The sequence below is a fragment of the Brevibacterium sp. CBA3109 genome (genome assembly GCF_040256645.1).
Taxonomy (GTDB): Bacteria; Actinomycetota; Actinomycetes; order Actinomycetales; family Brevibacteriaceae; genus Brevibacterium; species Brevibacterium koreense.
The window spans coordinates 1395070-1420948 of record NZ_CP158281.1 but is presented as its reverse complement, the minus strand read 5'-3'; the positions used below and the strand labels follow the sequence as shown (position 1 = coordinate 1420948).

The window sequence follows — 25879 nt, the reverse complement described above, 5'->3', positions numbered from 1 at the left end:
ACCCCGGCCATTTTTACCACATTCAGATCTCGGGGCTGCGCACCTCCTCCGGCCTGGCCGGGTGCTTGAGGAGGTCGATGATCGGTGCCAACGCAGTCTTGACGCTCACCAGCTTGACGATGAGCCCCCGCAGACCGGCGAGAGCCCCGGGCAGGTAGAACATGAGTCGAGCCAGTTGACGAGAGGTGGACTGTGCCTGTTCGACCCTGGGCCGTTGGACGGCTTCGAAGCGGGCCAGCGCGGCGGGCAGTCGCGCCGGTGAGGTGGATTCGAGCGATGCTGCGAGCATCCGCGCCGATTCCATGGACATTCCGGCACCGATTCCGGCCATGGGGAGGAATCCCGCCGCGGCATCTCCGAGGAGGACCGTGCTTCCGGTGGCCCACTGCGCGCTGCGAAAGTCTCGGAGCGACCAGAAATATGGGTCCTCTGCCTCGGCGACGGCGGTCAGGGCCGCATCGATTCTGGGACTCAGCGTGGTGAGCTTGCTGCGGACCTCGGTGACGAAGCGCTTCGCGCCCAGAGGTTCCCGTGGGTCTGGAGCGCCGAGGAAGATTCCGGTTCTGCCCTTGACCGGGTAGGCACCGAGGAAGAAGCCCTCACCCCAGAGTTCGTCGACCTGGTCGGTATCCGCATCTGCTGGAGCCCAGGCAACCCACCCGCCCCACGCCGTGTCGACCGAACTCTCGGATGAGCCTCCCGGGACGAGGCGTCTGCTGTGGGAACCCAGACCGTCGGCGATGATGACGAGGTCGAACTCCGCGCTGTGCAGATGATTGTCCTCGCTGTGGACGCCTGTGCGTACCTCCACCCGGGTCGGGCGAGGTACCGAGTCGGCTGCAGGCTCGGCTGCGAAGTCAGCTGCAGCAAGGGAGACCAGTGATGAGTCGAAGGAGACTGGGCAGGTGCCGGTCGACAGGACCGCGATGAGTTCTCCCCTGGCAATTCCTCTGTATTCCCCGTAGCGGGCGAGCAGACGTCCCAGACGGTCTTCGCGCAGCGTTTCGCCGGTATGAGCATGGAATGCGTACCGATCGATTGCCACGCTGTTCTCACGATAGTGCTCGCGGACACCGAGATCATCGAAGACCGGGTCGACCATGGGCATGAGGGCGAGCATGTATCCGGCATGATCGTCATCGGTCAACGTCTCTGAGACGCGCGAACGCTCGATGAGCACCGGATGTCTGCCCTGCCTGCGCAGCAGTTGGGTGACCGTGATCCCGGCGATTCCGGCGCCCACGACGAGAATGCGCACATCGTCGGTCACCGTGGCCTCTTACTGCTCTTCGAAGGGCACTTCCGTGATCATCGCATCTCCTCGCGTCGCCATCTCCTCGACTGGTCACCGTGTCCGCAGTCAGCATGCGAAGTGGACCGGCTGGTCCACTCACGGTAGCATTGTCTGGACCGGGTGGTCCAGGGATGGAGAGGAAGTGATCATGTCGGCTTCTGCCTTCGCACGTATGTCGATCACCAAACGGCAGGCGTTGATCCTCGCTGCCGCGAAAGAATTCGCCTCCAGCCCCTTCGAACAGGCCTCCCTCAACGGCATCATCTCCGGAGCTGGGATGAGCAAGAGCTCCTTCTACCACGTCATCGACTCCAAGGAGTCCTTGTTGTCGCTGGTCGTCGATGAGCTTCGCGAGCAAGCGAGGAAAGATTGGACTCCCCCGGAACCGCCGGACTTCATCCCGGACTTCTGGGCGACTGCGGCACGCGTGTTCGATGATGTGCTGCGTGTCTGGCCGACGAGTCAAGCACTAGGACTGCTGTGGCGGATCGTGCATGCCAATCGTGCCGATCCCAGCGTCAGCAGTCTTGAGTACAGCTACAGGAAGTGGATCTCGTCGGTGCTGGGCATCGGGCGAGAGACTGGTGCGATCGATGCGGACTGCCCGGCGGACCTCCAGGCCCTGGCGGCCGCGACAATGCTGGCGGCCTTCGACGAATGGGCGCTGCACCAGACCGAGGGCGGCAGCCGAACCGGCGACGGCCTGGAGTCCGCCGCCGGTCAGCAGTTCCGTCTGCTCAAGCGCCTGCTCCAGGCGTGAGGCGCTTCCCTGCGATATCAGCGGGCAAGCCGGGGACCGTTGGCAGTCCCCTGGCGAGGTGGGGCCCGAGGTCGGAGACAGTTCGGGAGCCCATCAGGCCCATGGAAGTTCGTATCTCGGCCCGGATGAGGTCGATGGCCTTCTCCACGCCACGCTGCCCGCCGGCCATGAGGCCGTAGAGATAGGCCCGGCCGATGAGCACGAAGTCCGCTCCGGCGCACAGCGCGGCCACGACGTCGGTACCGGACATGATTCCGGAGTCGAGGACGAGCTCCATATCTTCTCCGACCTCCGCTCGCACCTCTGCCAGTGCAGTCAGGGAATCGGGTGCGCGATCGAGCTGGCGTCCTCCGTGGTTGGACACGACCAGACCGTCGGCACCGATGGACCGGGCTCGGCTGGCATCGTCGGCGGTGAGGACTCCCTTGACGAAGAGTGAGCCCTTCCACTGCTCGCGGATCCATTTGAGGTCATCAAGGTCGAGGGTCGGATCGAACATGGTCCGCGTCATCTCGGCCAGGGACTGCGAGGTATTCGACAAGGAGGCATATTTCGGTGGTTCGGTGGTGAGGAAGTTGAACCACCAGCCGGGACGATAGGAGGCGTCGAGAATGGTCTTCAGGGTCAGCTTCGGCGGGATAGAGAGTCCATTGCGGTGATCGCGCAGACGCTGTCCGGTGATCGGGGTGTCGACGGTGACGAGAAGAGTCTCATACCCGCTGGCTTGGGCTCGTTGAAGCAGGTCGAGGCTGCGCTCGCGGTCCTTCCACAGGTAGAGCTGGAACCACCGCGTGGATCCCGGTGCCGCCTGCGCGACCTCTTCAATGGACCGCGTGCCCATCGTTGACAGGGAGAAGGGAATGCCGGCCTTCGTCGCCGCCCTGACTCCCCCTGTCTCACCTTCGGAATGCATCATCCGCGTGTAGCCGGTCGGGGCGATGCCGAATGGCAGCGCTGTGTGCTGACCGGCGATCGTCGTCGATGTGTTCGGAGCGTCGACCCCGTGCAGAATCCGTGGGAGGAGTTCGACATCGGCGAAGACCTGACGATTCTTGCGCAGCGTGTACTCATCGAGTGCCCCGCCGTCGACGTAGTCGAAGGGAGCTGTGGGGGTCACCCGCTTCGCGATACGACGCAGGTCCCAGATATCAGCAGCGGAGTCGAGCCGCGCAGCCACTCGGTCGAGCCTGGGCAGACCGAACTGCAGGAGAGGGGCGAGTTCTTTCACGTCGGGCAGCTGCCGTTTCATCGTTCTCCTCGTATTCAGCACTGAATCTGATCGGACTCTATACGTCTGCGACCTCCAGCGGCTGCTGGCGTCCCTGAGCTGCGAGTCTAGCGAGGGGTCCGTATTCACTGGAACGGGGATCACCATGAGAGATATTTCCGCTTGTGGAGATAGGTGGAAATATCTCGGTCCACTCAGGAGCGGTCGAGGCAATGCAGGACGGAAGCAACTCGACAACTGATCGTCTCCCCCGCGTGCAGCCCGAGCTTGTCGAAGATCGGGCTCTTGGCCAGGAGGAAGGCTCGAGCAGACGGCGGTCGGACGGCACACCGAGACACTGCAGATTGGACAGTGCCAACCGTTGACGTGGCATGATGAAAGAGATATCTCAAGCAGTCGTGTGGTATGTCAGCTACGGTTCGAACATGCATCGTGACAGGCTCGCCTGTTACCTGCAGGGCGGCCGTCCCCCAGGTGCATTCGTCACCTATCCCGGCGCAAGGAACACCGGTCCGCCGTTGGCAGAGATGGGCATCGAACTTCCCGGATCCATCTACTTCGCTGGCAGCTCCACCGTGTGGGGCGGCGGAGGAATGGCCTTCTACGACCATCGTGTACCGGGCCCCACACCTGCAAAGGCATATCTCATCACTGCCGAACAATTCGCCGATGTCGCCGATCAGGAGATGAATCGGCCACCCTCATCTGCCAATCCGCTGGAGGCGCTGGCCTGCGAACTTCCCGTCGGCTCTGCCCATTCCGTCGGACCAGGCAAATACGAGACTCTTCTGGTCCTCGACCGCAGAGATTCGATCCCGATGGTGACGTTCACGGCTCCGCACGGATCCGATGCAGTCACCCACACCGTCCCCGGTGAACCGTATCTGACAATGCTGCGCCTCGGCGCCGAGGAAGTCAGCTCTGTCGCAGCGATTCCCCAGCCCGCAGCTGCACAAGTGTGAGGTCGAGCAGGGGCGTCTCCACGCTGAGGTCAGCAGCCGTGCTCGCCAAATGACCGAGGATGTGCTCGGTTTCGCTGGGCAGTCCCGAAGTCACGTCACGGTAGAGCGATGAGGTGAATGAGGAGCCCTCGGCGGTGAGCATGGACAGTGTCATGTCCCTGGCTTTGGCCGAGACCGGGTGACCCCCGGCAGCCGCAACGGCTTCGAGCTCGTCGACGATCCAGATGACCTGCGGCCGGCCCCCGACTGCCATGATTGCGCCGACCGGGGCCCGGAACAGGCAGGTGACGACTCCGGCAGCGGCGATGAAGATCCATTTCTCCCACAGTGCGTCCGTGATTTCGTCGATGATCTGCAGTCTGCAGCCAGGGACATCAAGAGTCTGAGCAACGGGTTCTGGAACTGCTCCCCCGCCGAGTTCACCGATGGTCATGATCGCCATGTCTGTCATCTGGTGGACGACGCCGTCCTCGACCGTTCCCACGATCTTGACCAGACCGCCGAGCACCTGGCCGGGGAACTCCTCAACCAGCCGGTCGATCTGAGCCATGCCGTTGAGGAACGGAAGGATGCGTGTGCCCTCACCCACGGCGGGTCTGATGTCATCGATGATCGACTCCAACCCGTTGGCTTTGACCGCCACGATCACAAGATCGAAACGAGTGGAGCCTGGTCCATCGGCAGTGGCCAACTCCGCCGCAGTGAGGACGGGAATGTGGTTCGTCCGGTCCTCCCCGGGAGACACGAATCGCAGGCCCTCGGCACGCATCGTCTCTGCTCGGGCAGGCCGGACGAGGAATGTCACATCTCGGTCTGCTTCGAACAGGCGGGTGCCGAATGCCCCGCCGGTCGCGCCGGCTCCGGCGATGAGTATCTTCACTGCGTGCTCTCCCATGTCAGTTGGATTCCTTCGCTGTCACACTGTGCACCCTCATAATGCCTCTTTGAGTTCCGCGGCCGCGGCCGCGGGATCATCTGCTGCGGTCACCGCACGGACGACGACGATGCGCTGCGCGCCCGTGGCCTTCACCTTCGCGAGGCGCTCGCCTGCGCAGATCCCGCCGATCGCGAACCAGGGCTTTCTCGCGGTGGCGGCGAGCGCACGCAGGGGGTCAGTGCCGATGGCTGGCCTGCCGGGTTTGGTCGGGGTCTCCCACACGGGGCCCAAGCAGAAATAGTCGATCTCGGGGTCTGCCTCGGCGGCGAGCGCCTGGTCGATGGAATGGGTCGAGCGGCCCAGGATCACATCCGGGCCGAGGACCGCGCGGGCCTGCGTGCTGGTGAGATCTCCCTGCCCGACGTGGAAGACATCGGCGCCGACGAGCAGCGCCACGTCCGCGCGATCATTGACGGAGAACAGTTTCGAATGACGGTGGGCTGCGTCCCTGAGCACTTCGAGTGCTTCGATCTCGGCGCGGGCTTCGAGGCCCTTGTCGCGCAGCTGGATGATGTCGACACCACCGGCGTAAGCGGCATCAAGGAACTCGGGAAGGTCACCCTGCGCGCTGCGGGAATCGGTGCAGACGTAGAGCCTGGCATCGCGAACTCGGGCGAGTCGGGTGGCTCTGTCTGTGTCTCGGACTGCGGTGTCCATTGTCATATCTGCGACCATGCTCCTAGAGTAGAGGAGTTCGCGGGAGCCTCATAAAGAGGCTGAGAGGGCTGTGTGCCGACCGTTCAACCTGATGCGGATGATGCCGCCGGAGGGAGAAGCACATGCACGTCATTGTTGTTGGCGCCGGAATCATCGGCTTGTCCACTGCCTGGAATCTGGTCCGTCGCGGTGTGAGGGTCACCATCGTCGATCCTGCTCCCGCTACGGGTGCCTCCCATGCGGCGGCGGGGATGCTGGCACCGGCCGCCGAGGTGGTGTGGGGGCAGTCTCCCCTGTACCCGCTCATGCGTGCCTCGGCCGATCTCTACCCGGGCTTCACCGCCGACCTGGCTGCCGCTTCCGGTCGTGACCTCGGGTACTCGAGCACCGAGACGTTCGTCTGTGCCGGTGATCGGGCCGACCTCGCTTCGCTGCGTGAACTCATGAACCTGCAGCGCTCTGCCGGTTTCGACGTCTCCCTCATCGCCGGGTCCCAGGCCCGGAGCCGGGAACCGTCTCTGGCTCCCGGGGTAAGCGGGGCGGTGACGATCCCCGGAGATCATTCGATCGATCCCCGTCGGGTCACCGGTGCACTGACAGCGGTGCTGAGCGACGACATCGTCCGGACGCGCGTCAACGCTCTGATCAATGCGGAGGGACGGACCGTCGGCGTCGAGGCCGAGGATGGGACGAGGCTCACCGCTGATCAGGTCATCGTCGCCGCGGGCAGCTCCTGCAATGACATCTCGGGCTTGCCGATGCTGCCTCTGCGCCAAGTGTGGGGTGAGGTGATCAGGCTCCGGGTACCCGAGGCCCTGACACCGCTGCTGACTCGCACGATCCGCGGTCTGGTCCATGCCCGGCCTGTCTACATCGTGCCTCGCCCCGACGGTGAGCTCGTCCTCGGTGCCACGAGCCGTGAGGACGGTCGGTCGGGGACCAACGCAGGAGGCGTCCACCAGCTGCTTCATGATGCAGAACGTCTCGTTCCGGCCATCCTCGATTGCGAGATCACCGACATCACCACCCGCGCCAGGCCGGGCTCACCCGATGACGTGCCGATCATCGGACGCATCGATCCCGGCTGCGTGGTGTCCACCGGCTTCTTCCGGCACGGCATCCTCCTCGCCCCACTGGGTGCGGGCCTCACCGCCGACCTTGCCATCGGAGCCGACACTGCGTGGGCGCCATCGGGGTCCCTGGCCGCGGTGGGACCAGAACGCTTCGGCTCACAGAACCCACCGACCACCGCACCGGCCACAGAGCACACCGTTTTGATCCAGCAACCAGCAGGGAGCCATCCGTGACCGAGACAATCACCATTACGCTCAATGGCGAGGCCCACGCACTCGCCGGACCCACCACGGCCAGAGACCTCGTCTCCGGCATCATCGACAAGGACATCGCTGCCGACGGCACCCCCGTCGACGGCAGCCGACTGGGCATCGCCGTCGCCGTTGACGGTGAGGTGATCAGGCGCGGACAGTGGTCGCACTTCACCCTGGCCCAGGGACACAGTGTCGACATCGTCACCGCAGTGCAGGGAGGCTGATATGAGCTGGAACGTCGACGAGGTGACCCTGAACTCACGGCTCGTCATGGGCACCGGTGGCGCACGTTCGCTGAGCATCCTCGAACAGGCCCTGGACGCATCGGGCACCGAGCTTACGACCGTGGCACTGCGCCGCTACGACGGTCATGCCCGGGACTCGGTCTTCGCCCTGCTGCAGCGACTCGGTATCCGCATCCTGCCCAACACTGCCGGGTGCTACACGGCCAGGGATGCTGTGCTGACTGCTCAGTTGGCTCGGGAGGCGCTCGAGACGAACTGGGTGAAACTCGAGGTCATCGCCGATGAGGAGACGTTGCTGCCCGATCCGGTGGAGCTGTTCCGGGCGGCGGAGGAACTCGTCCTCGACGGTTTCACGGTCTTCGCCTACACGAACGACGATCCGGCCCTGGCCAAGAGGCTTGAGGATGCCGGGGTCGCGGTGGTCATGCCCGCAGGTGCTCCGATCGGCAGCGGGCTGGGTATCCTCAACCCTCACAACATCGACACGATCGTCACCCGCGCCCACGTGCCTGTGATCCTTGATGCCGGCATCGGCACCGCCTCCGATGCGGCTTTGGCGATGGAGCTGGGCTGCACCGCTGTCCTTTTGGCCTCTGCGGTGACCCGGGCGCATGATGCCAGCTCCATGGCTCGGGCGATGTCCCTTGCCGTGGAGTCGGGTCACCTGGCCGCCCACGCCGGGCGCATCCCGAAACGACCGTTGGCCCTAGCCTCGTCGACCTTCGACGGGATGGTGACCCCGGCATGAACGCGGCGAACAATCCGGGTCCGCTGGTCGAACCGACCGATTCTCTGAGCCCGCGGGAACTCGACCGCTACGCCAGGCATCTGAGCTTGCCGGGGATCGGAGTCGAGGGACAGCGCAGACTCCGGGCCGCCTCGGCGCTGGTCGTCGGTGCGGGAGGTTTGGGGGCACCGGTCCTGCACTATCTGGCCGCGGCCGGGATCGGCTCGATCACGATCATCGACGATGATGTGGTCGAAGCTTCGAACCTGCAGCGCCAGGTCCTTCACCGCGAGGCTGATATCGGGCGGGCCAAGGTCGATTCCGCCCGTGATGCCCTGCTGCGTCTCGATCCGCTGCTCGAGGTCCGTACCGTCGAGGAGCGGTTGAGTCCCGACAATGCGCTCGAGTTGTTTCGTGCCCATGATCTGGTCCTCGACGGTGCAGACAATTTCGCGACCCGGTACCTGTCCAATGATGCGGCCGAACTCACCGGCACCCCACTCATCTGGGGCACGATCTTTCGCTTCGCCGGTCAGGTGAGCACCTTCGTTCCCGGGCATGGGCCGCTGCTGCGCGACCTGTTTCCCGACATCCCCGAGGCCGACTCCGTACCCAACTGTGCCGACGGCGGTGTGCTCGGGGTGCTGTGCGGCACCATCGGTTCGGCGATGGCCACGGAGGCTGTGAAACTCATCTGCGGCATCGGCACACCGCTGATCGGTCGCCTTCTGCGCTATGACGCACTGGAGTCCGACTACTCCACGCTGAGGTTCTCACCCGACCCTGACCGCGAACCGGTCACCGACCTCGCCGAGGTGACGCTGGCCTGTGCCGCTGACCGTTTTGAACCAGACGATGACGGTGCAGATCGGGAGGACGAGATCAGTGTCGACGAGTATCTGGCTGATCCTTCCCCCAGCCTCCTCATCGATGTGCGTGCCGGATGGGAGCGGCAGCTGGCGGCTATACCCGGATCCGTCCACCTGCCGCTGTGCGTGCTGCAGGTTAAGGGGTGGAAGGCGCTAGAAACGGTGTCTGAACTGAACTCTGCCAACATCGTCATCCACTGCAAGTCGGGGGCTCGCTCCGCTCAGACCGTGCAGCTGCTGCGCGACGCGGCACCGGAGTCCGTGCGTCTGAGGTCCTTGACCGGCGGCATCGATGCCTGGTCAGCTTCAGGACGTGAGACGGTTGAGTCGTGCGACCAAACCGTGGTGCCCGGCGCTCATCACACGTGAGTGCATCCACGTTGCCACGGGACGCATCATGCGAATGGACATGCGCCGGGTGGTCACGCACCACACGGAGCTGATCGTGGTAATCGGGCCCGTCTGCTGCAGCGACCACACACCGGTCCCTCTCAGGTCGCCGGCGGCGGAGAACATCACGAAGTTCGGCGGGTCTGTGTCCTGAAGTTCGATGCCGAAACTCAACGTCACACCGATCGGGCTGTCGACCTGAATGTCGGCGCGGCTTCCGGGCACGATCTCGTCATCGGCGGGTACCGCGACTGGCAGGCCCGGCCACCACTGCGGCCACGACTCGATTTCGGAGAGCACGGACCATACGTCTGCCAGACGAGCATTGACCCTCCACCTGTTCTCGAAGTGGAAGGGTGCGGACTCGCCGGCGTGCGTTCGCACGTGCTGATGAGGCTGCTGCCCGTGTTCGTAGGTCATGGGTCTCCCGATGGTGCTGAGTCGGCGGGCGCTGATTCGTCCGGTCTGACTCGACGGTAGTGTGGACAGCGTGATTGAGGAAAATTTCATCAGCTCCCGGCGACCGTCGCCCTTAGGCGGACGAAAGCCGACGAAGGGCGACCTCGCTGAGTTCGCCAATGACAATCCCGACGCCATCGATGATGTCCTCCCCGAGCGCCCGGGTGAGCTGTCGATGCTCATCGTCGGAATCAACCCGGGCCTGTGGACGGCCGCGGTCAATGCGCCCTTCGCCCGACCGGGCAACCGCTTCTGGCCGTCTCTGCATCAGGCGGGTCTGACCGATCATCTTGTCGATGCCTCCTTGGGGCTCGCCGCCGAAGACGAGGCAGCGCTGCTGGCACGCGGCATCGGCATCACCAACCTCGTCGGACGAGCCACGGCGCGGGCTGATGAGCTGGACAAGCAGGAGCTGCGCGACGGTGCGGCCAGGCTTGTCCGCCGACTCGACGTCATCCGCCCTCGGGTGGTCGCGGTCGCTGGGATCACTTCGTTCCGGATCGGATACCTACAGCCCAAGGCTCACCTCGGCAAACAGGACACGTCTCTCATCGATGGCTGGCCCGAGGAGATCGCGCTTCATGTCGTGCCTCAGCCCAGCGGCCTCAATGCCCATTATCAGGTTCCGGACCTGGCCCGGATCTGGCGTGGGGTGTGGGAGAGCATCAAGGACTGACCATCTTCTCTTACACGATCGGGACCATTCGCTTCTCAGGCGTCGGAGCGAAATGCTCCCGGCAGCGTGCGACATAGGAATCAAGACCCCCGATATGGCTGGCATCGATGTCTGTGGCACGGGGTTCCGAGCCCTCAGCCGTGAGGCCGGGCGTGCCCACACGTTGGTGGAAGACGGCATCCCTGCCGCAGATCGTGCACACCGCAGTCAGTTTGAGGACGTCCTCGGCTACGGCCATGAATGTCGGCATCGGCTCGAAGGGCTCGCCGTCAAACGTCACGCACAGCCCTTCGACGATGACGGTGGCACCACGTTCCACGAATTCGAATACGGTCGGCACCAGGTCAGGCCCGAAGAACTGGGCCTCATCGATGGCCACCAGATCATAATCCTCTGCGCGAGCCACCTCGCCGAGGGACCTGACGTCACCGACGGGCACGGCGGGAATGTTGATCCCGTCGTGAGAGGTGATCGCCGAGAGATCGGAACGGGTGTCGAGAGAGTGGCTGAGGACGAGGACGTTGACACCAGCGATCTTTGCTCGCCGGACTCGGCGCATGAGCTCCTCGGACTTGCCGGAGAACATGGGGCCGGCGATGACCTCGAGACGCCCCGACGGCCGTGGCGAAGCTACTGGGTGCATGGGCATGGCGCCAGCCTACGCCGCGACGTTGCGTCCTGACAGTGCCCGGGAGGCGGCAGTGGTCAGTCGTCGACGGTGACATTCTTCGATTCGACGTCGACGGAGACCTCGATCTCTTGGCCCTTGTCATCAAAATCAAACTGGTATTCGATACGACCATCGTCTGATTCCAGCTTCCACCCTTCGAGTCGACCCGAGGCCTTGTCCTGGGCGAGTGTGAGCGCCTCGTCGAAGGTCATCGGGTCGTTCAGGTCGATGGCCTTCTCCTTGTCGTCCGTGGAGTCCTTCTCCACGTCGACGACGTCACCGGTCTCAGCGTCGATTTCGACGTCGAAGTCAGTGGTGGTGTTGATGATCGTGACCTCGTACTGCCATGCTTTGTCGCGTTCGTCGAAGTCGAGTTCGATGCCGTGTACGGTGCCGTCCTTTCCTTCCTTCTTCGCGGTGGCAATGGCATCCTTGGGGGTCACCGATGGTGATTCCTTGCTCAGATCGGCGTCACTGGCCAACCCTGAGGAGCTGGATGCTATCGAGTCCTGCGACTTCGCATCTTCAGCGCCGTCATCGCTGCTGGCGTCGTCGCCGCCAGATTCGGTGTCGTCGCCTGATTCGCTCTGAGACTCGGCTGCCTCCGAGGCCTGGTCCTCGGCCCCCGAGGTCTGATCCTCGCCTGACTCGTGATTCGAACAGCCGGCGAGGGCGAAGGCCAGAATCATGGTCCCGGCAGCGGCCCGCGTGGCCCATCTCTGTGTCTTCATACTCTTCACCGTAGCAAGGGGGTACATTTCCCACCCCCTTGCTCAGAGGGTTCTCATTCTGGTGAGAGCCCTCGTCAGTCGAGGCAGAACTCGTTTCCCTCAGGGTCGGCCATGACGATGAATCCAGTCTCCATCGGCGGGTTGGGATCAACCCGCTCGAGTCGCTGTGCACCTAGGTCCTGCAAGCGGCGACATTCGTCTTCCAGCGCTTGCATCCGTTCCTGATTCTGCAGCCCGGGAGCCGCGCGCACATCGAGATGGACTCTGTTCTTGACGGCTTTGCCTTCAGGCACGATCTGAAAGAATACTCGGGGGCCGCGTCCTTGCGGATCCTCGATCGCAGCACGGAAGTCCTCCGGCTTCATATTCATGCCCAGACCCGAGATGAATTCGTGCCATGCGGCAAAAGGATCATCGCCGGCGTCCAGCCTGACGCCAGGTGGGCCAGGGATGACATATCCGAGCGTCTCTGCCCAGAAGGTGGCCAGCTTGATCGGGTCGTGGCAATCGAAGGTGATCTGAACTGCTCGGCTCATTGTGTCTCCTCATTGAGATAGTTCGATCAAGGATACCTGCTTTTCCAACAAGGGCCACTGCTCGTCCAACGCCCAGTTGACCAGGGAGCTGCAGAGGTCGGTTCACGGGTTCCCGCCGAGTACCAGCAGGTGGGCGTCACCGGCTATGACGAGAGAGACCACTGTTCGGTCAGCGGAAACAGGCTCGGCACGTCCTCGCGGACAATCTGAGCGAATCTCAGTGCCCCACCAAAGAGCTTCTCGATGGCATTCACCGCGTGCAGGACCCTGTCCCTGGACAGTGGGGGCAAGAGTTCGCCGTGCTTGAGATAGCCCTTCAACGATCCGGTTGCCGCCGTTTTCAGACCGAGGCGTCCGGCTATCAGCCAGGTGATGCATTCGGCTTCAAAGCGGGCCTGTCTTCCGTCGATGTCGGTCTCACCAGCGGCTATACCCAGTTTCGGGAAGGCTCCGCGATGGCCGGCAAAGACCAGCGCCAGCTCATCGAGCACGTGCCGCAACTTCACCGTGGGACTCTGCGTCTTCGGCAGGCCGGCGAGATCCAGGCCCTTTCGGTGAAGGACATCCATGACGAGACGGTGCCCGTCCCACGTTGGTGCACCAACTGCTTTGAATGGGTTGATCGCGGCATCGGGGACTGGAGGCCCGTGAGTGTCTTCGACATCATAGACGAAGCGCACCGGAGCGAAGGGGTGAAGCACGATCAGCGCCACCGCTTCGTCCTTGAGCAGCCTGCCGTACTTCTGCTGCCAAGCGTGCTCTGTTTCGACGAAGATTGCTCCGGCATTCTGCTGCGCGATGAGAGCCGCGTTGAACGCGGCAATCTGGGGAAATCGGCGGACGAAGCCGAGCAGCTCGTCCCATGGCATCACGGATCTGTGACTGCCGACTTCGGCGTACAGTGCATCAAACGAATTCACGTTCTTATCCATGACCTCACGCTACGACGCGGCACTGACACGGCAGAGGCAAACGTCTGAGGATATGGTCAAGCAGCGCTGGTCGCACGTAACATCGAATCAGGGACGTGTCGCGGTCTCGCGCCAGCGAATCGGTCCCACGCGAATTCATCCCAGGAGGACGATATGACCGATGACGACCACATTCTGACGATCCGCATCGGCCATGACGAACTCGTCATCCGTCAGCGGTATCAGGTGTTGAGCATCGTCAACGATGTTCTCATCGGCATCTGGTTCCTCATCGGCAGCTTCATGTTCTTCTCCGACAAATGGGTGTTCACGGGAACCTGCCTATTCGTCCTGGGCAGCGTCGAGATGCTCATCCGTCCCATCATCCGCCTGATCAGACACGTGCACCTGCAGAAGATCCACGGACCTGAAACCCCGACTGCGGACTCCACGTACGACTTCTGAACTGACCGGCTGAAGTGACCTCGACTTAAGGGAGGGGCAGATTCGGTCCTCTCATCCCCATCCTGCCCTCTCCCCGGTCTCCCGGTCCTCACGCAGCCGCCCCTCGTCCAGTTCCAGGATGTGATCCGCTGTCGTTGCGGCCCATCGCCGGTCGTGGGTGGTGGCCAGGATGGACCCGCCTCGGCGGAGGAATTCCCGGATGAAAATGTTCAGCCTGTTGATGGCCTTGCCGTCTCTGCCCAGAGTCGGCTCGTCGAGGAGGAGAATCCGCGGGCTCATGATGAGCGCCGAAGCCATCACCAGGTCCTTGCGCAGGTCGATGCTCAGATCATAGGGGTGGGTCTCACTCACCGTGTCCAGATGAGTCGTCTCCATGGCCGAGGTGACCGCCGCCTGTCGCCGGGCGCGGATCGTTGCCCGGTCGCGGCGTCTGTGTGAGGGCAGGGGCACGGCATGCAAAAGCTCATCGCGCACGGTCGCGGCTGAAAGCTGACTGCCCGGGTCCTGCCCCACCCAGCCAAGGTGCTGTGCTCGTTCATGCGCGCGAGCATCACCGAGGCTGACCCGGGTTCCGTTGCCATCAACGGTGATCATGCCCGATGTTCGGGCTCCAGCTCCGAGGAGACCGGCGAGACTGCGCAGGAGGGTGGACTTCCCAGCACCGTTGGATCCCCTGATCGTGACGATCTCACCGGATGCGACGTCGAGATCGATGTGCTTGAGGACGGTGGCCCCAGCCCGGGCGACAGTCAGCCCGCGCACGGAGAGTGCGACAGTTGCCGGAGCAGTCGATCCAACTGGCTCAGAGGGGTCCTGCTCGCGTGGCTCATATGACTCATGTGGTTCACGTGGTCGAGTGTCCCAGATCCCGCATCGTTCAAGCTCGTGGGCTGCAAGACAGATGTCGGTCGTGATCAGCCGACCGGAATCCAAAACGCTCAGGTGGTCACAGGCTTCAGTCACCTCGTCGAACTGATGGGCGGTGATGAGAACCGCGCCTCCAGCGGAGCAGAAAGCCCGCAGCACCGTGCCGAGGCGCCGCCGAGCGTCGGGATCCAAGGACAGTGAGGGCTGGTCGAGGACCAGCAGCGACGGATTCACGGTCAGCAGCCCGGCCAGTGTGACCAGCTGCCGCTGACCACCCGAGAAAGTGTCGAGGCGTCGCCCCCACAGATCGCCGATGCCCAGTGAGCGCAGGACCTGCCGCGCACGCTCCTCGACCACCGAGACCTCATCACCATGCAGCCGCCCAGGCAGCTGGACCTCATCACCGACGAGGCTCGTCATTCCGCTCAGCTGCGCCTCGGGGTCATCGCCTAGCATCACCGCAGCCCCCTCGACGCGGATGCGCCCCACGCTGGTTCCACGGTCGCTCAACAATCCTGTGATCAGCCTACCCAGAGTGGACGTGCCCGAGCCCAGCGGTCCGAGGATCGCATGCATCTGTCCTGGGGCCAGGCGAAGGTCGATGCCGGTCAGTGCTGCCGAGGCGCCGCCGCGGTAGGTGAAGCCGGCTCCGAGGAGTTCGAGAGACATCATCTCAGACACCCCCGATCAGCTGGTCGGCAGTGGGCAGGGGCAGAACACCGGCCACGGAGCACACGACGAGGACGCAGGTGAGGATGGGAACACCTCGGCGCAACAATCGTTGGCCCGGCCCGTCGTGGTGATCCTGCAGTGACGTCGCCTGTGCTGCTTCTCCGAGGCCGCGTTGTTCGAGCACGTCATGACGCTGTTCGACCTCAATGAGGACAGAGGTGAACAGGCCGGTGACGATGCTCGGGAGCAGCCGTGTACGGACCGTCCAATTGCTGACGTCCCAACCACGACTGGCACGGGCCTCGATGATCTGCTGAGTACGGGTACGGATGAGCGGGATGAGGCCAATCGCAGAGGCGCAGACATAGGCCACCGAGGAGGGCAGTCGCAGGGCCCGCAGCCCGTCGAAGAGGCGCGCCGAGTCGGCGCCGAGACCGAAGAATGCGCTCAGGGACACGAGCGCAGTGACCCGCAACCAGATCTGAACGGCGATCGCCAGACCTTCGACGGTGAGCTGGGCTGGACCGTATTCCCACAGAACGCTCACCTCAGCGCCAGGGTAGAACAGACCCTGCACGAGACACAGGACGATCAGCGTCGGCAGGCACAGCACACCGACGCCGATCGCCCAGGCGCGCAGTCTCACCGTGGGAGAAGCCACCGCGGCGACAAACGTGGCAGCGATGATGGCGGTGGGCACGACCGGAGACGGGATGCCGAAGACGAGCAGCAGAGAGCATGCGAGAACGATGATCTCCGTGGCTGGATGAAGTCGGTGCCTGGCCTGCTGTTCCCGGTCGAGAACAGTCGCGGTCATTCAGCCGACCCGCACCGGTGCGCGGGAACTGCGCGAAAGACTGTGGTCGGTGAACGGATACCGGTCGAGGATTCGCCGAGGCAGGGTGCGCACGACCGTATAGGCCAAAGCGAAGATCAGCGCCTTGTCGATGATGTCGGAGAACAGGCTCTGCGCCAAGGTTGCGTTGAGCATTTCGAGGCCCGCTGCCTGCAGGATGGCGACGACGCCGCCGGTGCCCGAGCCCAGACCGCCGCCGAAGACGTAGGCGGCAACGGGGGCGCCGAGCGCTCCGGCCGGAATTCCTGCGAGCGCCCCGGCGATGACGGCGAACCAGGGGGTGCGGAAGGCTCCGAGCCGTGCGGCCCACCCTGCTGCGGCACCGATGAAGGCCGCCCCAGAACTGAAAGCGATGACGCTGGGGCTCAGGGTGACTCCCCAGATGAGGTTGGAGATGATGCCGGTGAATGCACCGGCTGCGGGGCCGGCGAGGACGCCGATCATCACGGTTCCGATCGAGTCGAGGTAGAGCGGGATGGGGGTGACGTTGCCGACGACCTGCCCGATGACGATGTTGGCGGCGATGGCGACAGGAATGAGGGCGAGAATGCTGCGCGGGATGAGCGGCAGTGTGCCGGCTGCCAGGAGAACTCCTCCGACCAGGTAGCCGAGGATGACCCACAGGGTCGTATGTCCCAGATCGGTGCCGAGGTTGGCCGGTTGCGTCAGGAGGACCGCGATATAGGTGCCGAGGATGACGAGTGTGCCGAGGAAGGTCAGTGTCAGCGGAAGTGTATGGCTTTTGTCATTCTTAATGCTCTGGTTTTGTGCGGGACCGACGGTGTGTGCCGGCCCCTGCCCAGACTGTTGGGATTTCATGGTCATGATGGGGGTCCTTTGCTCAGTGTCTCGCCGAGGTGGTCGAGGAAGGTCTGCGCATCGATCGTGGAAATGATCTCGGCGTTGACGCCCTTCCCCCACCGTCCCAGCCAATCGGCGACGGTTTCGCCACGTGTGAGTGTACCGGTGAGTTCGACGTCGACGGGCGCGCAGATCGTCGTCGCCCAGGGCAGTGTGCCTCGAGTTCCGTTCGCAATGGGTGCGTCGCTGCCCGCCGAGGTGGGTGTGACGTCGTCGCTGCGTGCCCATTCGAGCGCGCAGGCGAGGACGAAAGGGTCATGGATGTGGGCGATGTAGCCCAGGCCATCCCATTCGTGGAATTCGAAGTAGAAGCGCAGGGCTTCGGCCATCTGGGCCAGCCAATGACTCCATGTCTCACCAACGGCAGACGGTTCCCCTGGCTCGTCATGAGGTTCCAGTGCCCCGTCAAGGATCTCTCTCAACCTCGCAGGAGTCATCTCAAGAGCTTCGGTGGCTTCGATCGGGGCGATCACCGGCAGGGCCCGAAGAGTTTGAACGTGGTCGAAAGCGGCGATGACGGTCGCCGTCGCCTCGGGATCGAAGGTGACGTTCCATTCAGTGGTCGGGAGAGTGTTTCCGCGATAGTTGAAGGCACCGCCCATGATGAAGAGTCGTCTCATCAGGCTGGGCAGTTCAGGCTCGATTGCAAGAGCGAGGGCAAGGTTCGTCGCCGGTCCGATGACCACCCCGATGAGTTCACCGGGGTGAGACCGTGCCGCGTCGACCCAGGCCTGAGCGGCGCTGATGGCACTGACCTGTGTCGCCGGTGGTGGAAGCTGAGCATATCCGGCCCCGTTGGGGCCGTGAGTGAGGTCGGCGTATTCGGGCTCGACATTGGGCGATATCGCGGATTGCCCGTCGGTGTCCTCCGAGGGCCAAGCAGAGGGGAACCCGCTTCCCGGGTGGACGGGGATATCCGTACGTCCGGCGAGTTCGAGCCAGCCCTGGGCATTGACGCTGACCTGTGCGGTGGACACGTTGCCGCCTGAGGCTGCGATGCCGATGATGTCGACATCGTCTTGGCACAGCAGATACCCGAGGGCGATGGCGTCGTCGATTCCGGGATCACAGTCGAGAAACAGCGGCAGGTGTGGAGACATGTGCCCTATTCTGCCGGAGTCGCGCCTCCCTCTTCTCACCACCGACCCATTCGCACCCAGTTCGGGCAGGGCTGCGTCGAGCCTCGACGCACGAACTGGCAGCACAGGTAGAAGACCCTCGCGGGCGACTCATTGATACCGAACTCCTCACGCAGGTCGACTGGCTCTTGAGATTCGAACTCTGTGCCGATGTCCGCACCGAACGCAGCACCGGTGATCCACGGGCGTGATGCGAATGTGTAGGCGTTGTTGAATACCTCGCAGTCACAGCAGCAGGCGCCCATGCTGCCCAAGCGTTCCATCAGCGCAGTGGCCCGAGGAGCTGTTCGGTCCCGAAACGTCAGGGCGAAACGATGTGTCCCGTCGCAGCCGAATTCGCCGAGTTGACGGAAGACATAGCAGACCAAGCATTCTCCCTCCCGCGGTGTGAGGATGCGAGCTGAGGCTGCATCGACGATCGTTCTGACTTCTGACTCCATGGTGTCTTTGTCCATGCGGCAACGATTCCAGACGACACTGACATGAAACACAGTCAAAGTCGTATCATGAACGAAATTTGTCCTATTCGTGCTGATGAGACCTTCGATCGTCTTCTGTGCGCATAGAATCGAGCCCATGAGCATTCTTGTCATCGGTGAGGCTCTCATCGACATCGTCAGCTCGGTCGGAGCACCGGATCGCTATGCCCCGGGCGGAGCTCCGGCGAACGTCGCACTCGGCCTGGGCCGCCTTGGTGCCGACGTTGAGCTGCTCACCGATGTCGGAGATGACTTTCACGGTGGGTTTCTGCTGGCTCACCTACGAGAGTCTGCTGTTCGGGTGCATGCGCGCCCGACTGGTTCGACCTCGACGGCACGGGCACTGCTGTCGGCGGATGGCTCTGCCGAATACGAGTTCTCACTGCGCTGGGCCCCCGATGCATCGCTGGTCGAGAGCACAGACTGGGCGGCAATCCATGTCGGTTCGATTGCAGCATTCCTCTCCCCCGGTGCCGCCGCCGTCGATTCGCTTCTCCAGCGCGGACGAGCCTCCTCCGCACTGCTGAGCTTCGACCCCAACATCCGGCCCACCATCATCGGCGACCATGAGCAGGCGCTGGCTCGGTTCGAGTCCCTCGCTTCACGGGTTGATGTCATTAAGCTCAGTGATATCGACGCGGATTGGCTCTACCCCGAGAGCAGTGTCGAATCCCAACTTGAGCGGATCCACGAATTCGGAGCTCGACTGGTGGCATTGACCTGCGGATCAGATGGCTCGATCCTCTCGACCACCTCGGCGAGGGTGACGGTGCCTGCTGCGACCGTCGAAGTGGCGGACACGATCGGGGCGGGAGATTCGTTCATGTCCTCCCTCATCCACGACCTGCAGAGCCCGCGATCGCGGATCGAAGACATGGACGAGGACGCGCTCAAGCACCTGGGTGAGAATGCCTCACGACGGGCGGCCATCACGGTGGGTCGCACCGGTGCCGACCTCCCCTGGGCCAGTGAGGAAAACGCCTAGCTGCTCGAGTGCGATCCTGTGGCCATTACGGTGGCCCTCGAACATGCCGGTGCCGACGAACGACACGACCTGGTCGACGATCGAGACCCTCGTTCCCTCCGGGACCACGGAGAAGGTCCAGGCGATCAGGGCTGTTGCCAGAAGCTCCTCGTCGCGCCACACGGTATCCGTATGAACGGCGTACGACTGCTCTTCGACGCGGACATAGTCAATGGCGGCGCTGAACTGCAATTCGCCCGGGGTCCCGCACCGGTATCGAGCGCTACCGCCCGTGCGGAAGTCATCGTAGTCATAGACGAGTGCCTCACCAGCGGGGGCGCTCCATTGCTCCCGCGCTTCGGTGTCGGCGAATGCCGACCAGACTTCGCCGACGGGGCAGGCGATGTGCGTCGTCAGGTGCAGGGTCTCGGTCAGCGGATGCATATTCACTCACCGGCGAAGACGATGTGGTTGCCGTCCGGGTCGGTGATCCGCAGAATCCGCTGCCCACCGCCTGGCTCCGGGCCCCCATGTTCGAAGCCGACGGCGGTGAGCCGATCGGCAAGGGCGTCGAGGGCGGAGTCGTGGATGACGACGCTCGAGCATCCGGCGCGATCGGGATCGGCCCAGATCTGGACGCCGATTCCCGGCCCGAGGTGCCATTCGATCAGCCCCGCCATCGGTGCGGTGTCAGGTTCTCGACCGAACAGCCTCGTATACCAATCCTGTGCGCGGTTCGAATCCTTGACGGTGATGTTGGCCATGACACCCGTGAACATGATCGCTCCTGTGAGATCGGCTGTGTCGAGCAGTTGTATTCTACGCTGGAGACAATTCTCGCTGCCAATCACATCGGAGTGATCATGTTTCGTGCACGCGTGCACAGCCAATTCGTCTCGCTCGACGGCTTTTCCGCTGGCGACTACGTCACTTTCGACAAGCCCATCGGAGACGCTCAGGCCTTCTTCGGCTGGTTCGACGGCCATGGCATAGAGGGCATCCATAGTGTCGATGCTCCGGTGACCCTCGATCGTGGACTGTTCGCGATGTGGGGACAGGGCATCGGTGCCGAGATCATGGGGCGCAAGAAATTCGGTCCGCAGGAAGGGCCGTGGCCTGATGACGGGTGGCGTGGCTGGTGGGGTGAGGAACCTCCGTTCAAAACCCCCTGCTTCGTCCTCACCCATCATCGGCGTGAACCCATGCGCTTCCCGAACGGGACTAGTTTCGAGTTCATTGACGTCACACCGGATCAGGCTCTGCAGCAGGCCAAAAAGGCAGCGAATGGCCTCGACGTGCGTATAGGCGGCGGACCGTCGACGGTGCGGCAGTTCCTCGCCGCTGACCTTGTGGACTTCATGCATGTGGCGATCGTGCCGATCGTCCTGGGGCACGGAACTTCGCTGTGGCAGGGCGCCGACGGAGTCGAAGACCGGTTCAGCGTCGAAACGATCGGTTCCGCGAGTGGCCTGACCCATCAGCTGTGGAACAGAAAAGATCGGGCAGGTTCGCCCTGAACCCGCCCGATCTTTGCTTTTTGTCGTGCCGCCTGCGTGCAGGTGCACGTCGAAACCGTCTATCAGCTAGAGACTGGTGTCACTTGACAGCGTCGGCGATCGGAGTGTCACCGTCGTAGAAGTTCACGGTCTCTCCGACTGCGGCGTTCTTGGCGATGACGTGCGTCATCACGTCGGCGACGAGTTCACGTGAGGTGACCCTCGAGTCACTGTCCGGTGTCTGTCCGTCAACTTCGCCACGATCATCGGCCAGAGTCAGGCGGCCCTTCGACGGTTCGAGGGTGAGTCCGCCGGGGCCGAGGATAGTGTAGTCGAGTGAGCTGGCACGCAGGTACTCATCGGCACCGTGCTTGGCTTCGACGTAGGGGTAGAACGAGCTGTCGGGATCCACACGATCAAGGTCGATTGCTGCGGTCGAGTAGGACACGATGACGTACCGATCGACTCCGGCTTGGGCGCTGGCGTCGATGGAGCGCTTGGCCGCCTCGAAGTCGACTGAACGCGTGCGCTCGGGGCTGCCACCTCCGGCACCTGCGGAGAAGACCACAGCCTTTGCACCGGTGAAGAGCTCGGCGAGCTTGTCGGTGTCGGCTGTTTCGATGTCGAGGACAACGGGGTTCGCACCTGCGGCCTCGACCTCGGCGGTCTGGTCCGGGTTGCGGATGACCGAATCCACCGAGTACCCAGCTTCCTTCAGTTTGGGTGTGGCCATGAGTGCGACCTTGCCGTGTCCGCCGAGAATGATTACGCGGTCTGCATCAGACATGTACTTCTCCTTCGTCGCTATCTTCTGGTGACGCTTACTCTCATGAGAGCCAATATCGGCGCTCGATTATTCCCGTCGGCCGATGCCGACGGCATACAGGCGCTTGTACCCTAGTGCCATGGACGCGATGATGACTCCGCTCAGTGACAGCGCCGTCGAGACCCGCACAACAGACCGTCGGGTCGTACTGTGAGCTTCGACATCGTACCTGCGACCTCGGATCTCTGGCCGCGAGTGGGACATGTCTACGGGGCCCGTGAGAAGAACCCGGACTCATGCTGGTGTCAACGGTTCCGTCGACACGATGCTCCCGACAATCGGACGGCACTGCGTCGGGAGATCGAGCAGACAGAGGTGCCCGTCGGACTCCTGGCACTGGCCGATGGAGAGGTAGCCGGGTGGACGAGGGTTGTTCCCCGAGCTTCATTGCCCGCCATTGTCGAGAATCGTGCCCTGTCGAAGCTCCTCGATGACGCTGCCCTTGCGTGGTGGGTGTCGTGTTTCGTCGTCAGACGGGAGCATCGAGGAAAAGGGGTCGGGGTGGCGCTTCTGCGCGGTGGGGCCGAGTGGGCATTTCAGCATGGCGCCTATTCTGTCGACGGTCATCCAGTCGACGTCGATGCCCTTCGCGGATCCCCTGCTCCCTCCGCTGTCTTCACCGGCACCATGTCAATGTTCCTTCGGGCCGGATTCAGTGAAATAGGCCGCACATATCCCAGTCGACCTGTGATGCGCCGACTGCGTTTCAGCGACTCGACCGTAGCGGAGCCAGACTCCTGACCGATGCTCACGGCGGTGGCAGTGATCGTCCCTGTCGGATTGCTCCGGCTGCAGTCTCCCCGTTCAGGCAGCTGAGTCGGCCCGGATGAGACGCATCGCGATCACGGAGCACAGTGCGAACACCACACCGCCCGCGGCCACGGGCAAAGCGATGTGAATGAGGGCGAGTCCTCCGCCGATCGCCGAACTTAGCGTGAGTCCGATCAGACCGATGATGCGTGAGCTGGCGTTGACCCGACCGCGCAGCTCATCCGGGACGAGACGTTGACGCAGCGAGGTGGCACAGATTCCCCAGACGACCGCATGGCAGATGTAGACGGCGAGCAGGACGGCGGCAAGGATCGGGTTCGTGGTGAGGGCCAGGGCAAGCAGTGAGGCGGCTCCGGTGGCCAGGCTGGCAACGATCGTCCAGCGATATCCGATGTGTCCGCGGATTCGCGCCGTGAGGCCGGAGCCGACGAGTCCACCCAGAGCAGATACGGCCAGAATCGCACCATATCCGACATCGCCGAGGTTGAGCTGCCGTTGGACGAAGAGCACGAGAATCGAGAACGGAAGCATATAGCCCACACTCGCCAGTCCCCCGATGAGGGCGAGGCCCCGGACCGTCCGATTCTGCAGCAGCCAGCGTGAGCCCGTGACCACCTCGTGCCAGACGGAGGCTTGTCGTGGTCCGGAAGCCAGGTCCGCCCTCCGTCTGCGCACAGGCAGGGCAAGGGCGATCGCTCCGGCCGCTGCCCAGAGCCCACCCATCGCGAAGATCGGCGCCGAGGCGGCGAAGGCGAAGAGCAACCCTCCCAGCGGAGGGCCGAGGAATTCATCCGCCACAAGCTGTGTCGCCGAGATGCGTCCGTTCGCCCGATCCAGCTCAGACGCGCGAACGAAGTCAGGCACCAGCGAGACGCCGGCGTTGTCAGCCACGCTCTCCAGAGTTCCGACCAGGGCGAAGACTGCATAGAGCAGGAGAAGACCACCGACGCCGAGGTGGATGCACAGTGCCAGCGCAAGAACGCCGGTGCCGCGCAGAATATTCGCCAGCGCCAGCAGTGTCCGCCGATCCGTCCGATCGACCCACACGCCGACGGGCGCGGTCACCAGCAGTCTGACCAGTCCATAGACGGTCGCGAGGCCGGCGACCAGCCGTGGATCCTCGGTCAGCGATGCCGCCAGCAGCGGCATCGAGACGAAGGCCAACCCGTCGGCAAGGTTCGAGGAGGCATTCGCCGTCCACAGAATCCTGAATGCGCGAGGGAGTGACATTCCCGCCATCCTATAGTGACCGCTCGGGTGTGACGACGAGAACGTCACTCCCGGTCAGGCTCTTGCCCAACGGTGATGGCCGACACGTGGTGATGGCAGCCATGTGCGCAGAGCTGGGAGCTGCGGACTCCACAGTGCTCTACGGTAGGGAGCATGTTCCGACGTCTCGCTGCCCGTGTTTTCTGGACCTTCAGCCGCTGGAAGCTTGTCACCCAGCCGGCACCGGATCGACCCACCGTACTCATCGGGGCTCCGCACACCTCCAATTGGGACTTCGTCGTCATGCTCGCGATCGCCTGGAGCCAACGTATCGAGGTGCACTGGTTGGGGAAGAAGAGCCTGTTCACCGGCTGGCGCGGTCCGATCATGCGTGGGCTCGGCGGCATTCCCGTCGACCGTGCAGATCCGAAACGTGTTGTCGCCGAGATGATCGACCGAGTCCATTCGGGTGACGTCTTCGGCCTCGTCGTCACCCCCGATGGAACCCGCAAGGGGCACACCCACTGGAAGTCGGGCTTCTACCGCATTGCCCAACAGACGGGAATGCCGGTGACCCTCGGCTTCGTCGATCGGACTACGTTGACCACCGGGCTCGGACCCACGATCGAGGTCACCGGCAATGTGACTGCGGACATGGATCGCATCCGCTCGTTCTACGCGGACAAGTCGGGCATCCGCCCCGAGAACCGCGTCGAACCACGCCTGCGCGAGGAACTCGAGACCGACTGAACGAGTACCGGTTGGGAGTTTGCCCCGAGTAGACTGGGTGCCATGGACGACCTGCGCGTGCCGGCCGGACCGGGGATCCCCCATGGCCTCGTGATACCCGCCGGCGAGATGACGGAGCAGTTCTCTCGCTCGTCGGGTCCTGGTGGGCAACATGTGAACACCTCCGATTCTCGGGTGCAGCTGCGCTTCGACATCGGAACGACGACCGTGCTGACCGAGGCACAACGGGAGCAGGTCTTCCAACGGCTTTCTGCCAAGCTCTCCGGGGTGGCGCTGACCGTGAGCTCAGAAAAGCAGAGATCTCAGCTGCGCAACCGCAACGCCGCCCGGCAGCGACTGGCCGAACTTCTCCGAGAGGCTCTCGCCCCGCCCGTCGATCGCCGACCGACTCGACCGTCGAGGAACTCTCGTCGTCGGAGGGTCAGAGCCGAGCGTCGTCGCTCCGAGATCAAGCGCAATCGTCGACGACCGCAACTCGATTGACACCTCTGCCGACGCCAGCCTCGTCGCCGAATGACAACTCGGGTGTCGAAGAGCACAATGGGCCCTATGAACAGCATTGAGATTCTCACCGACATGGCCCAGCGACCTGTCGATGCGGCCAAACGACTCCCCCACCTCACCGCAACCCAACTCAACGCACATCCGGCCGACCACCCCAATTCCATCGCCTGGCTGTTGTGGCACAGCGGACGTGAGGTCGACGTTCAGCTGTCCGACCTCACCGGCGCGGCACAGCAGTGGCAGCAGTTCCGGCCGAGATTCGAGCTGGGAGACCTCGGTGACACTGTCGGCCTCGGTCATTCCCCGGAGCAGGCCAGCCAGATCAGGGTCACCGACCAGCAGCTGCTCGTCGCCTACCTGGAGGCCACCCTCACCGCGCTGAGTGAATATGTCGAGAGCCTCACGGACTCCGCCCTCGGCGAAGTCATCGATGACAGTTGGACTCCCCCGGTCACCCGCGGCGCGCGACTGGTCTCCATCGTCGACGACGCCGCTGTACACGTCGGCCAGGCCGCCTATGCCGCAGGAGCCATCACTCATTCACACTGAATGCTGAGGAAGTTCAAACGAAACGCTGATGTTGGTACACTGACGGAAAGCAACGACTGAACCTCAATCCGTCTGCGCAATGACGCACTGA

32 protein-coding genes and 1 riboswitch are annotated in these 25879 nt (G+C 63.5%); of the genes, 14 read left to right on the top strand and 18 right to left on the bottom strand.

What is annotated here, in order from left to right:
* Positions 1–22: 22 nt before the first annotated feature.
* A complete protein-coding gene (locus AAFP32_RS06575; RefSeq protein ID WP_350271126.1) occupies positions 23–1270 on the bottom strand; it encodes an NAD(P)/FAD-dependent oxidoreductase in 1248 nt (415 codons plus the stop codon).
* 172 nt (positions 1271–1442) lie between these two features.
* Here AAFP32_RS06575 and AAFP32_RS06570 point away from each other — a divergent pair, with 172 nt between their 5' ends.
* Positions 1443–2054 carry a TetR/AcrR family transcriptional regulator gene (locus AAFP32_RS06570; RefSeq protein WP_350271125.1) on the top strand — a complete coding sequence of 204 codons (612 nt, stop codon included), beginning with the start codon at positions 1443–1445 and terminating at the stop codon, positions 2052–2054.
* On the opposite strand, the gene AAFP32_RS06565 is transcribed toward AAFP32_RS06570, so the two are convergent.
* Positions 2032–3303, bottom strand: a complete 1272-nt coding sequence (locus AAFP32_RS06565) for an alpha-hydroxy acid oxidase (RefSeq protein WP_350271124.1) — start codon at positions 3301–3303, stop codon at positions 2032–2034. The genes AAFP32_RS06570 and AAFP32_RS06565 overlap by 23 nt on opposite strands.
* A 350-nt stretch (positions 3304–3653) precedes the next feature.
* Between AAFP32_RS06565 and AAFP32_RS06560 the strand changes: the two genes are divergently transcribed.
* Entirely contained in the window at positions 3654–4244 is a 591-nt protein-coding gene (locus AAFP32_RS06560) for a histone deacetylase (RefSeq protein ID WP_350271123.1), read from the top strand.
* Here AAFP32_RS06560 and AAFP32_RS06555 read toward each other — a convergent pair.
* Complete coding sequence (locus tag AAFP32_RS06555; protein ID WP_350271122.1) at positions 4198–5139, bottom strand: 2-dehydropantoate 2-reductase; 942 nt, start codon at positions 5137–5139, stop codon at positions 4198–4200. The two genes, AAFP32_RS06560 and AAFP32_RS06555, sit on opposite strands and share 47 nt — an antisense overlap.
* 36 nt (positions 5140–5175) lie before the next feature.
* Positions 5176–5844 carry a thiamine phosphate synthase gene (gene thiE, locus AAFP32_RS06550; RefSeq protein ID WP_350271464.1) on the bottom strand — a complete coding sequence of 223 codons (669 nt, stop codon included), beginning with the start codon at positions 5842–5844 and terminating at the stop codon, positions 5176–5178.
* Between the two features lie 23 nt (positions 5845–5867).
* Positions 5868–5970, top strand: a riboswitch (TPP riboswitch).
* On the opposite strand from thiE, the gene thiO reads away from it, so the two are divergent.
* The 4 genes from thiO (at position 5961) to moeB (ending at position 9376) form a co-directional block, all read left to right on the top strand.
* On the top strand, positions 5961–7145 hold the full coding sequence (thiO, locus tag AAFP32_RS06545; RefSeq protein ID WP_350271121.1) for a glycine oxidase ThiO: 1185 nt from the start codon (positions 5961–5963) through the stop codon (positions 7143–7145). (Overlaps the previous riboswitch by 10 nt.)
* The gene (thiS, locus tag AAFP32_RS06540; RefSeq protein WP_350271120.1) at positions 7142–7390 is read left to right on the top strand and encodes a sulfur carrier protein ThiS; all 249 of its coding nucleotides are present in this window, start codon (positions 7142–7144) and stop codon (positions 7388–7390) included. Before thiO ends, thiS begins: the two co-directional genes overlap by 4 nt.
* Position 7391: 1 nt before the next feature.
* Entirely contained in the window at positions 7392–8159 is a 768-nt protein-coding gene (locus tag AAFP32_RS06535; protein ID WP_350271119.1) for a thiazole synthase, read from the top strand.
* Positions 8156–9376, top strand: coding sequence for a molybdopterin-synthase adenylyltransferase MoeB (moeB, locus tag AAFP32_RS06530; protein WP_350271118.1), 1221 nt, complete (start codon positions 8156–8158; stop codon positions 9374–9376). Before AAFP32_RS06535 ends, moeB begins: the two co-directional genes overlap by 4 nt.
* On the opposite strand, the gene AAFP32_RS06525 is transcribed toward moeB, so the two are convergent.
* The gene (locus AAFP32_RS06525; protein ID WP_350271117.1) at positions 9314–9817 is read right to left on the bottom strand and encodes an SRPBCC family protein; all 504 of its coding nucleotides are present in this window, start codon (positions 9815–9817) and stop codon (positions 9314–9316) included. The genes moeB and AAFP32_RS06525 overlap by 63 nt on opposite strands.
* 70 nt (positions 9818–9887) lie before the next feature.
* Here AAFP32_RS06525 and AAFP32_RS06520 point away from each other — a divergent pair, with 70 nt between their 5' ends.
* The gene (locus tag AAFP32_RS06520) at positions 9888–10532 is read left to right on the top strand and encodes a mismatch-specific DNA-glycosylase (protein WP_350271116.1); all 645 of its coding nucleotides are present in this window, start codon (positions 9888–9890) and stop codon (positions 10530–10532) included.
* 10 nt (positions 10533–10542) lie between these two features.
* Here the strand turns inward: AAFP32_RS06520 and AAFP32_RS06515 are convergent, their stop codons facing one another.
* The 4 genes from AAFP32_RS06515 to AAFP32_RS06500 form a co-directional block, all read right to left on the bottom strand.
* Entirely contained in the window at positions 10543–11175 is a 633-nt protein-coding gene (locus AAFP32_RS06515) for a thymidine kinase (RefSeq protein WP_350271463.1), read from the bottom strand.
* A 62-nt stretch (positions 11176–11237) separates the two neighbouring features.
* Positions 11238–11933: a PepSY domain-containing protein gene (locus AAFP32_RS06510; RefSeq protein WP_350271115.1), complete on the bottom strand. Its 696-nt coding sequence runs from the start codon at positions 11931–11933 to the stop codon at positions 11238–11240.
* Positions 11934–12007: 74 nt separating this feature from the next.
* Positions 12008–12469: a VOC family protein gene (locus AAFP32_RS06505; protein ID WP_350271114.1), complete on the bottom strand. Its 462-nt coding sequence runs from the start codon at positions 12467–12469 to the stop codon at positions 12008–12010.
* Between the two features lie 143 nt (positions 12470–12612).
* Complete coding sequence (locus tag AAFP32_RS06500) at positions 12613–13401, bottom strand: hypothetical protein (protein WP_350271113.1); 789 nt, start codon at positions 13399–13401, stop codon at positions 12613–12615.
* A gap of 153 nt (positions 13402–13554) precedes the next feature.
* Between AAFP32_RS06500 and AAFP32_RS06495 the strand changes: the two genes are divergently transcribed.
* On the top strand, positions 13555–13845 hold the full coding sequence (locus AAFP32_RS06495) for a YrhK family protein (protein ID WP_350271112.1): 291 nt from the start codon (positions 13555–13557) through the stop codon (positions 13843–13845).
* Positions 13846–13896: 51 nt separating this feature from the next.
* Here the strand turns inward: AAFP32_RS06495 and AAFP32_RS06490 are convergent, their stop codons facing one another.
* From AAFP32_RS06490 to AAFP32_RS06470, 5 genes are read right to left on the bottom strand one after another with little or no spacing between them, the layout of a single operon-like run.
* A complete protein-coding gene (locus AAFP32_RS06490; protein ID WP_350271111.1) occupies positions 13897–15384 on the bottom strand; it encodes an ATP-binding cassette domain-containing protein in 1488 nt (495 codons plus the stop codon).
* A 1-nt stretch (position 15385) separates the two neighbouring features.
* Positions 15386–16201, bottom strand: a complete 816-nt coding sequence (locus tag AAFP32_RS06485) for an energy-coupling factor transporter transmembrane component T (RefSeq protein ID WP_350271110.1) — start codon at positions 16199–16201, stop codon at positions 15386–15388.
* The gene (locus AAFP32_RS06480) at positions 16202–17065 is read right to left on the bottom strand and encodes a histidine kinase (protein WP_350271109.1); all 864 of its coding nucleotides are present in this window, start codon (positions 17063–17065) and stop codon (positions 16202–16204) included.
* Positions 17062–18201, bottom strand: coding sequence for a nucleoside hydrolase (locus AAFP32_RS06475; protein WP_350271108.1), 1140 nt, complete (start codon positions 18199–18201; stop codon positions 17062–17064). The genes AAFP32_RS06480 and AAFP32_RS06475 overlap by 4 nt, the downstream gene beginning before the upstream one ends.
* A 35-nt stretch (positions 18202–18236) precedes the next feature.
* Positions 18237–18695 (bottom strand): DUF2695 domain-containing protein, encoded by a 459-nt coding sequence (locus AAFP32_RS06470; RefSeq protein ID WP_350271107.1) that lies wholly within the window; start codon positions 18693–18695, stop codon positions 18237–18239.
* 121 nt (positions 18696–18816) lie between these two features.
* Here AAFP32_RS06470 and AAFP32_RS06465 point away from each other — a divergent pair, with 121 nt between their 5' ends.
* Complete coding sequence (locus AAFP32_RS06465) at positions 18817–19704, top strand: carbohydrate kinase (protein WP_350271106.1); 888 nt, start codon at positions 18817–18819, stop codon at positions 19702–19704.
* Here the strand turns inward: AAFP32_RS06465 and AAFP32_RS06460 are convergent.
* Positions 19633–20127: an SRPBCC domain-containing protein gene (locus AAFP32_RS06460; protein WP_350271462.1), complete on the bottom strand. Its 495-nt coding sequence runs from the start codon at positions 20125–20127 to the stop codon at positions 19633–19635. The two genes, AAFP32_RS06465 and AAFP32_RS06460, sit on opposite strands and share 72 nt — an antisense overlap.
* Positions 20128–20129: 2 nt before the next feature.
* Positions 20130–20462: a VOC family protein gene (locus AAFP32_RS06455; protein WP_350271105.1), complete on the bottom strand. Its 333-nt coding sequence runs from the start codon at positions 20460–20462 to the stop codon at positions 20130–20132.
* A gap of 84 nt (positions 20463–20546) precedes the next feature.
* On the opposite strand from AAFP32_RS06455, the gene AAFP32_RS06450 reads away from it, so the two are divergent.
* Complete coding sequence (locus AAFP32_RS06450) at positions 20547–21200, top strand: dihydrofolate reductase family protein (protein ID WP_350271104.1); 654 nt, start codon at positions 20547–20549, stop codon at positions 21198–21200.
* Between the two features lie 79 nt (positions 21201–21279).
* Here the strand turns inward: AAFP32_RS06450 and AAFP32_RS06445 are convergent, their stop codons facing one another.
* On the bottom strand, positions 21280–21966 hold the full coding sequence (locus AAFP32_RS06445; protein WP_350271103.1) for an SDR family oxidoreductase: 687 nt from the start codon (positions 21964–21966) through the stop codon (positions 21280–21282).
* Between the two features lie 189 nt (positions 21967–22155).
* Here AAFP32_RS06445 and AAFP32_RS06440 point away from each other — a divergent pair, with 189 nt between their 5' ends.
* The gene (locus tag AAFP32_RS06440) at positions 22156–22746 is read left to right on the top strand and encodes a GNAT family N-acetyltransferase (protein WP_350271102.1); all 591 of its coding nucleotides are present in this window, start codon (positions 22156–22158) and stop codon (positions 22744–22746) included.
* Positions 22747–22809: 63 nt separating this feature from the next.
* On the opposite strand, the gene AAFP32_RS06435 is transcribed toward AAFP32_RS06440, so the two are convergent.
* Positions 22810–24006 carry an MFS transporter gene (locus tag AAFP32_RS06435; RefSeq protein ID WP_350271101.1) on the bottom strand — a complete coding sequence of 399 codons (1197 nt, stop codon included), beginning with the start codon at positions 24004–24006 and terminating at the stop codon, positions 22810–22812.
* 153 nt (positions 24007–24159) lie between these two features.
* On the opposite strand from AAFP32_RS06435, the gene AAFP32_RS06430 reads away from it, so the two are divergent.
* From AAFP32_RS06430 to AAFP32_RS06420, 3 genes are all read left to right on the top strand, one after another.
* Positions 24160–24735 (top strand): 1-acyl-sn-glycerol-3-phosphate acyltransferase, encoded by a 576-nt coding sequence (locus tag AAFP32_RS06430; protein ID WP_350271100.1) that lies wholly within the window; start codon positions 24160–24162, stop codon positions 24733–24735.
* A 42-nt stretch (positions 24736–24777) separates the two neighbouring features.
* The gene (gene arfB / locus AAFP32_RS06425) at positions 24778–25218 is read left to right on the top strand and encodes an alternative ribosome rescue aminoacyl-tRNA hydrolase ArfB (protein ID WP_350271099.1); all 441 of its coding nucleotides are present in this window, start codon (positions 24778–24780) and stop codon (positions 25216–25218) included.
* A gap of 66 nt (positions 25219–25284) precedes the next feature.
* Complete coding sequence (locus AAFP32_RS06420; protein WP_101620256.1) at positions 25285–25788, top strand: DinB family protein; 504 nt, start codon at positions 25285–25287, stop codon at positions 25786–25788.
* The last annotated feature ends 91 nt before the right edge of the window (positions 25789–25879 follow it).

Coding starts and splice junctions, on each gene's coding strand:
- AAFP32_RS06570 (WP_350271125.1), top strand. CDS start 1,443: ATGTCGGCTTCTGCCTTCGCACGTATGTCGATCACCAAACGGCAGGCG.
- AAFP32_RS06565 (WP_350271124.1), bottom strand. CDS start 3,303: ATGAAACGGCAGCTGCCCGACGTGAAAGAACTCGCCCCTCTCCTGCAG.
- AAFP32_RS06560 (WP_350271123.1), top strand. CDS start 3,654: ATGATGAAAGAGATATCTCAAGCAGTCGTGTGGTATGTCAGCTACGGT.
- AAFP32_RS06555 (WP_350271122.1), bottom strand. CDS start 5,139: ATGGGAGAGCACGCAGTGAAGATACTCATCGCCGGAGCCGGCGCGACC.
- thiE (WP_350271464.1), bottom strand. CDS start 5,844: ATGACAATGGACACCGCAGTCCGAGACACAGACAGAGCCACCCGACTC.
- thiO (WP_350271121.1), top strand. CDS start 5,961: ATGCACGTCATTGTTGTTGGCGCCGGAATCATCGGCTTGTCCACTGCC.
- AAFP32_RS06535 (WP_350271119.1), top strand. CDS start 7,392: ATGAGCTGGAACGTCGACGAGGTGACCCTGAACTCACGGCTCGTCATG.
- moeB (WP_350271118.1), top strand. CDS start 8,156: ATGAACGCGGCGAACAATCCGGGTCCGCTGGTCGAACCGACCGATTCT.
- AAFP32_RS06525 (WP_350271117.1), bottom strand. CDS start 9,817: ATGACCTACGAACACGGGCAGCAGCCTCATCAGCACGTGCGAACGCAC.
- AAFP32_RS06515 (WP_350271463.1), bottom strand. CDS start 11,175: ATGCACCCAGTAGCTTCGCCACGGCCGTCGGGGCGTCTCGAGGTCATC.
- AAFP32_RS06510 (WP_350271115.1), bottom strand. CDS start 11,933: ATGAAGACACAGAGATGGGCCACGCGGGCCGCTGCCGGGACCATGATT.
- AAFP32_RS06505 (WP_350271114.1), bottom strand. CDS start 12,469: ATGAGCCGAGCAGTTCAGATCACCTTCGATTGCCACGACCCGATCAAG.
- AAFP32_RS06500 (WP_350271113.1), bottom strand. CDS start 13,401: ATGGATAAGAACGTGAATTCGTTTGATGCACTGTACGCCGAAGTCGGC.
- AAFP32_RS06495 (WP_350271112.1), top strand. CDS start 13,555: ATGACCGATGACGACCACATTCTGACGATCCGCATCGGCCATGACGAA.
- AAFP32_RS06490 (WP_350271111.1), bottom strand. CDS start 15,384: ATGATGTCTCTCGAACTCCTCGGAGCCGGCTTCACCTACCGCGGCGGC.
- AAFP32_RS06485 (WP_350271110.1), bottom strand. CDS start 16,201: ATGACCGCGACTGTTCTCGACCGGGAACAGCAGGCCAGGCACCGACTT.
- AAFP32_RS06480 (WP_350271109.1), bottom strand. CDS start 17,065: ATGACCATGAAATCCCAACAGTCTGGGCAGGGGCCGGCACACACCGTC.
- AAFP32_RS06475 (WP_350271108.1), bottom strand. CDS start 18,201: ATGTCTCCACACCTGCCGCTGTTTCTCGACTGTGATCCCGGAATCGAC.
- AAFP32_RS06470 (WP_350271107.1), bottom strand. CDS start 18,695: ATGGACAAAGACACCATGGAGTCAGAAGTCAGAACGATCGTCGATGCA.
- AAFP32_RS06465 (WP_350271106.1), top strand. CDS start 18,817: ATGAGCATTCTTGTCATCGGTGAGGCTCTCATCGACATCGTCAGCTCG.
- AAFP32_RS06460 (WP_350271462.1), bottom strand. CDS start 20,127: ATGCATCCGCTGACCGAGACCCTGCACCTGACGACGCACATCGCCTGC.
- AAFP32_RS06455 (WP_350271105.1), bottom strand. CDS start 20,462: ATGTTCACGGGTGTCATGGCCAACATCACCGTCAAGGATTCGAACCGC.
- AAFP32_RS06450 (WP_350271104.1), top strand. CDS start 20,547: ATGTTTCGTGCACGCGTGCACAGCCAATTCGTCTCGCTCGACGGCTTT.
- AAFP32_RS06445 (WP_350271103.1), bottom strand. CDS start 21,966: ATGTCTGATGCAGACCGCGTAATCATTCTCGGCGGACACGGCAAGGTC.
- AAFP32_RS06435 (WP_350271101.1), bottom strand. CDS start 24,006: ATGTCACTCCCTCGCGCATTCAGGATTCTGTGGACGGCGAATGCCTCC.
- AAFP32_RS06430 (WP_350271100.1), top strand. CDS start 24,160: ATGTTCCGACGTCTCGCTGCCCGTGTTTTCTGGACCTTCAGCCGCTGG.
- arfB (WP_350271099.1), top strand. CDS start 24,778: ATGGACGACCTGCGCGTGCCGGCCGGACCGGGGATCCCCCATGGCCTC.
- AAFP32_RS06420 (WP_101620256.1), top strand. CDS start 25,285: ATGAACAGCATTGAGATTCTCACCGACATGGCCCAGCGACCTGTCGAT.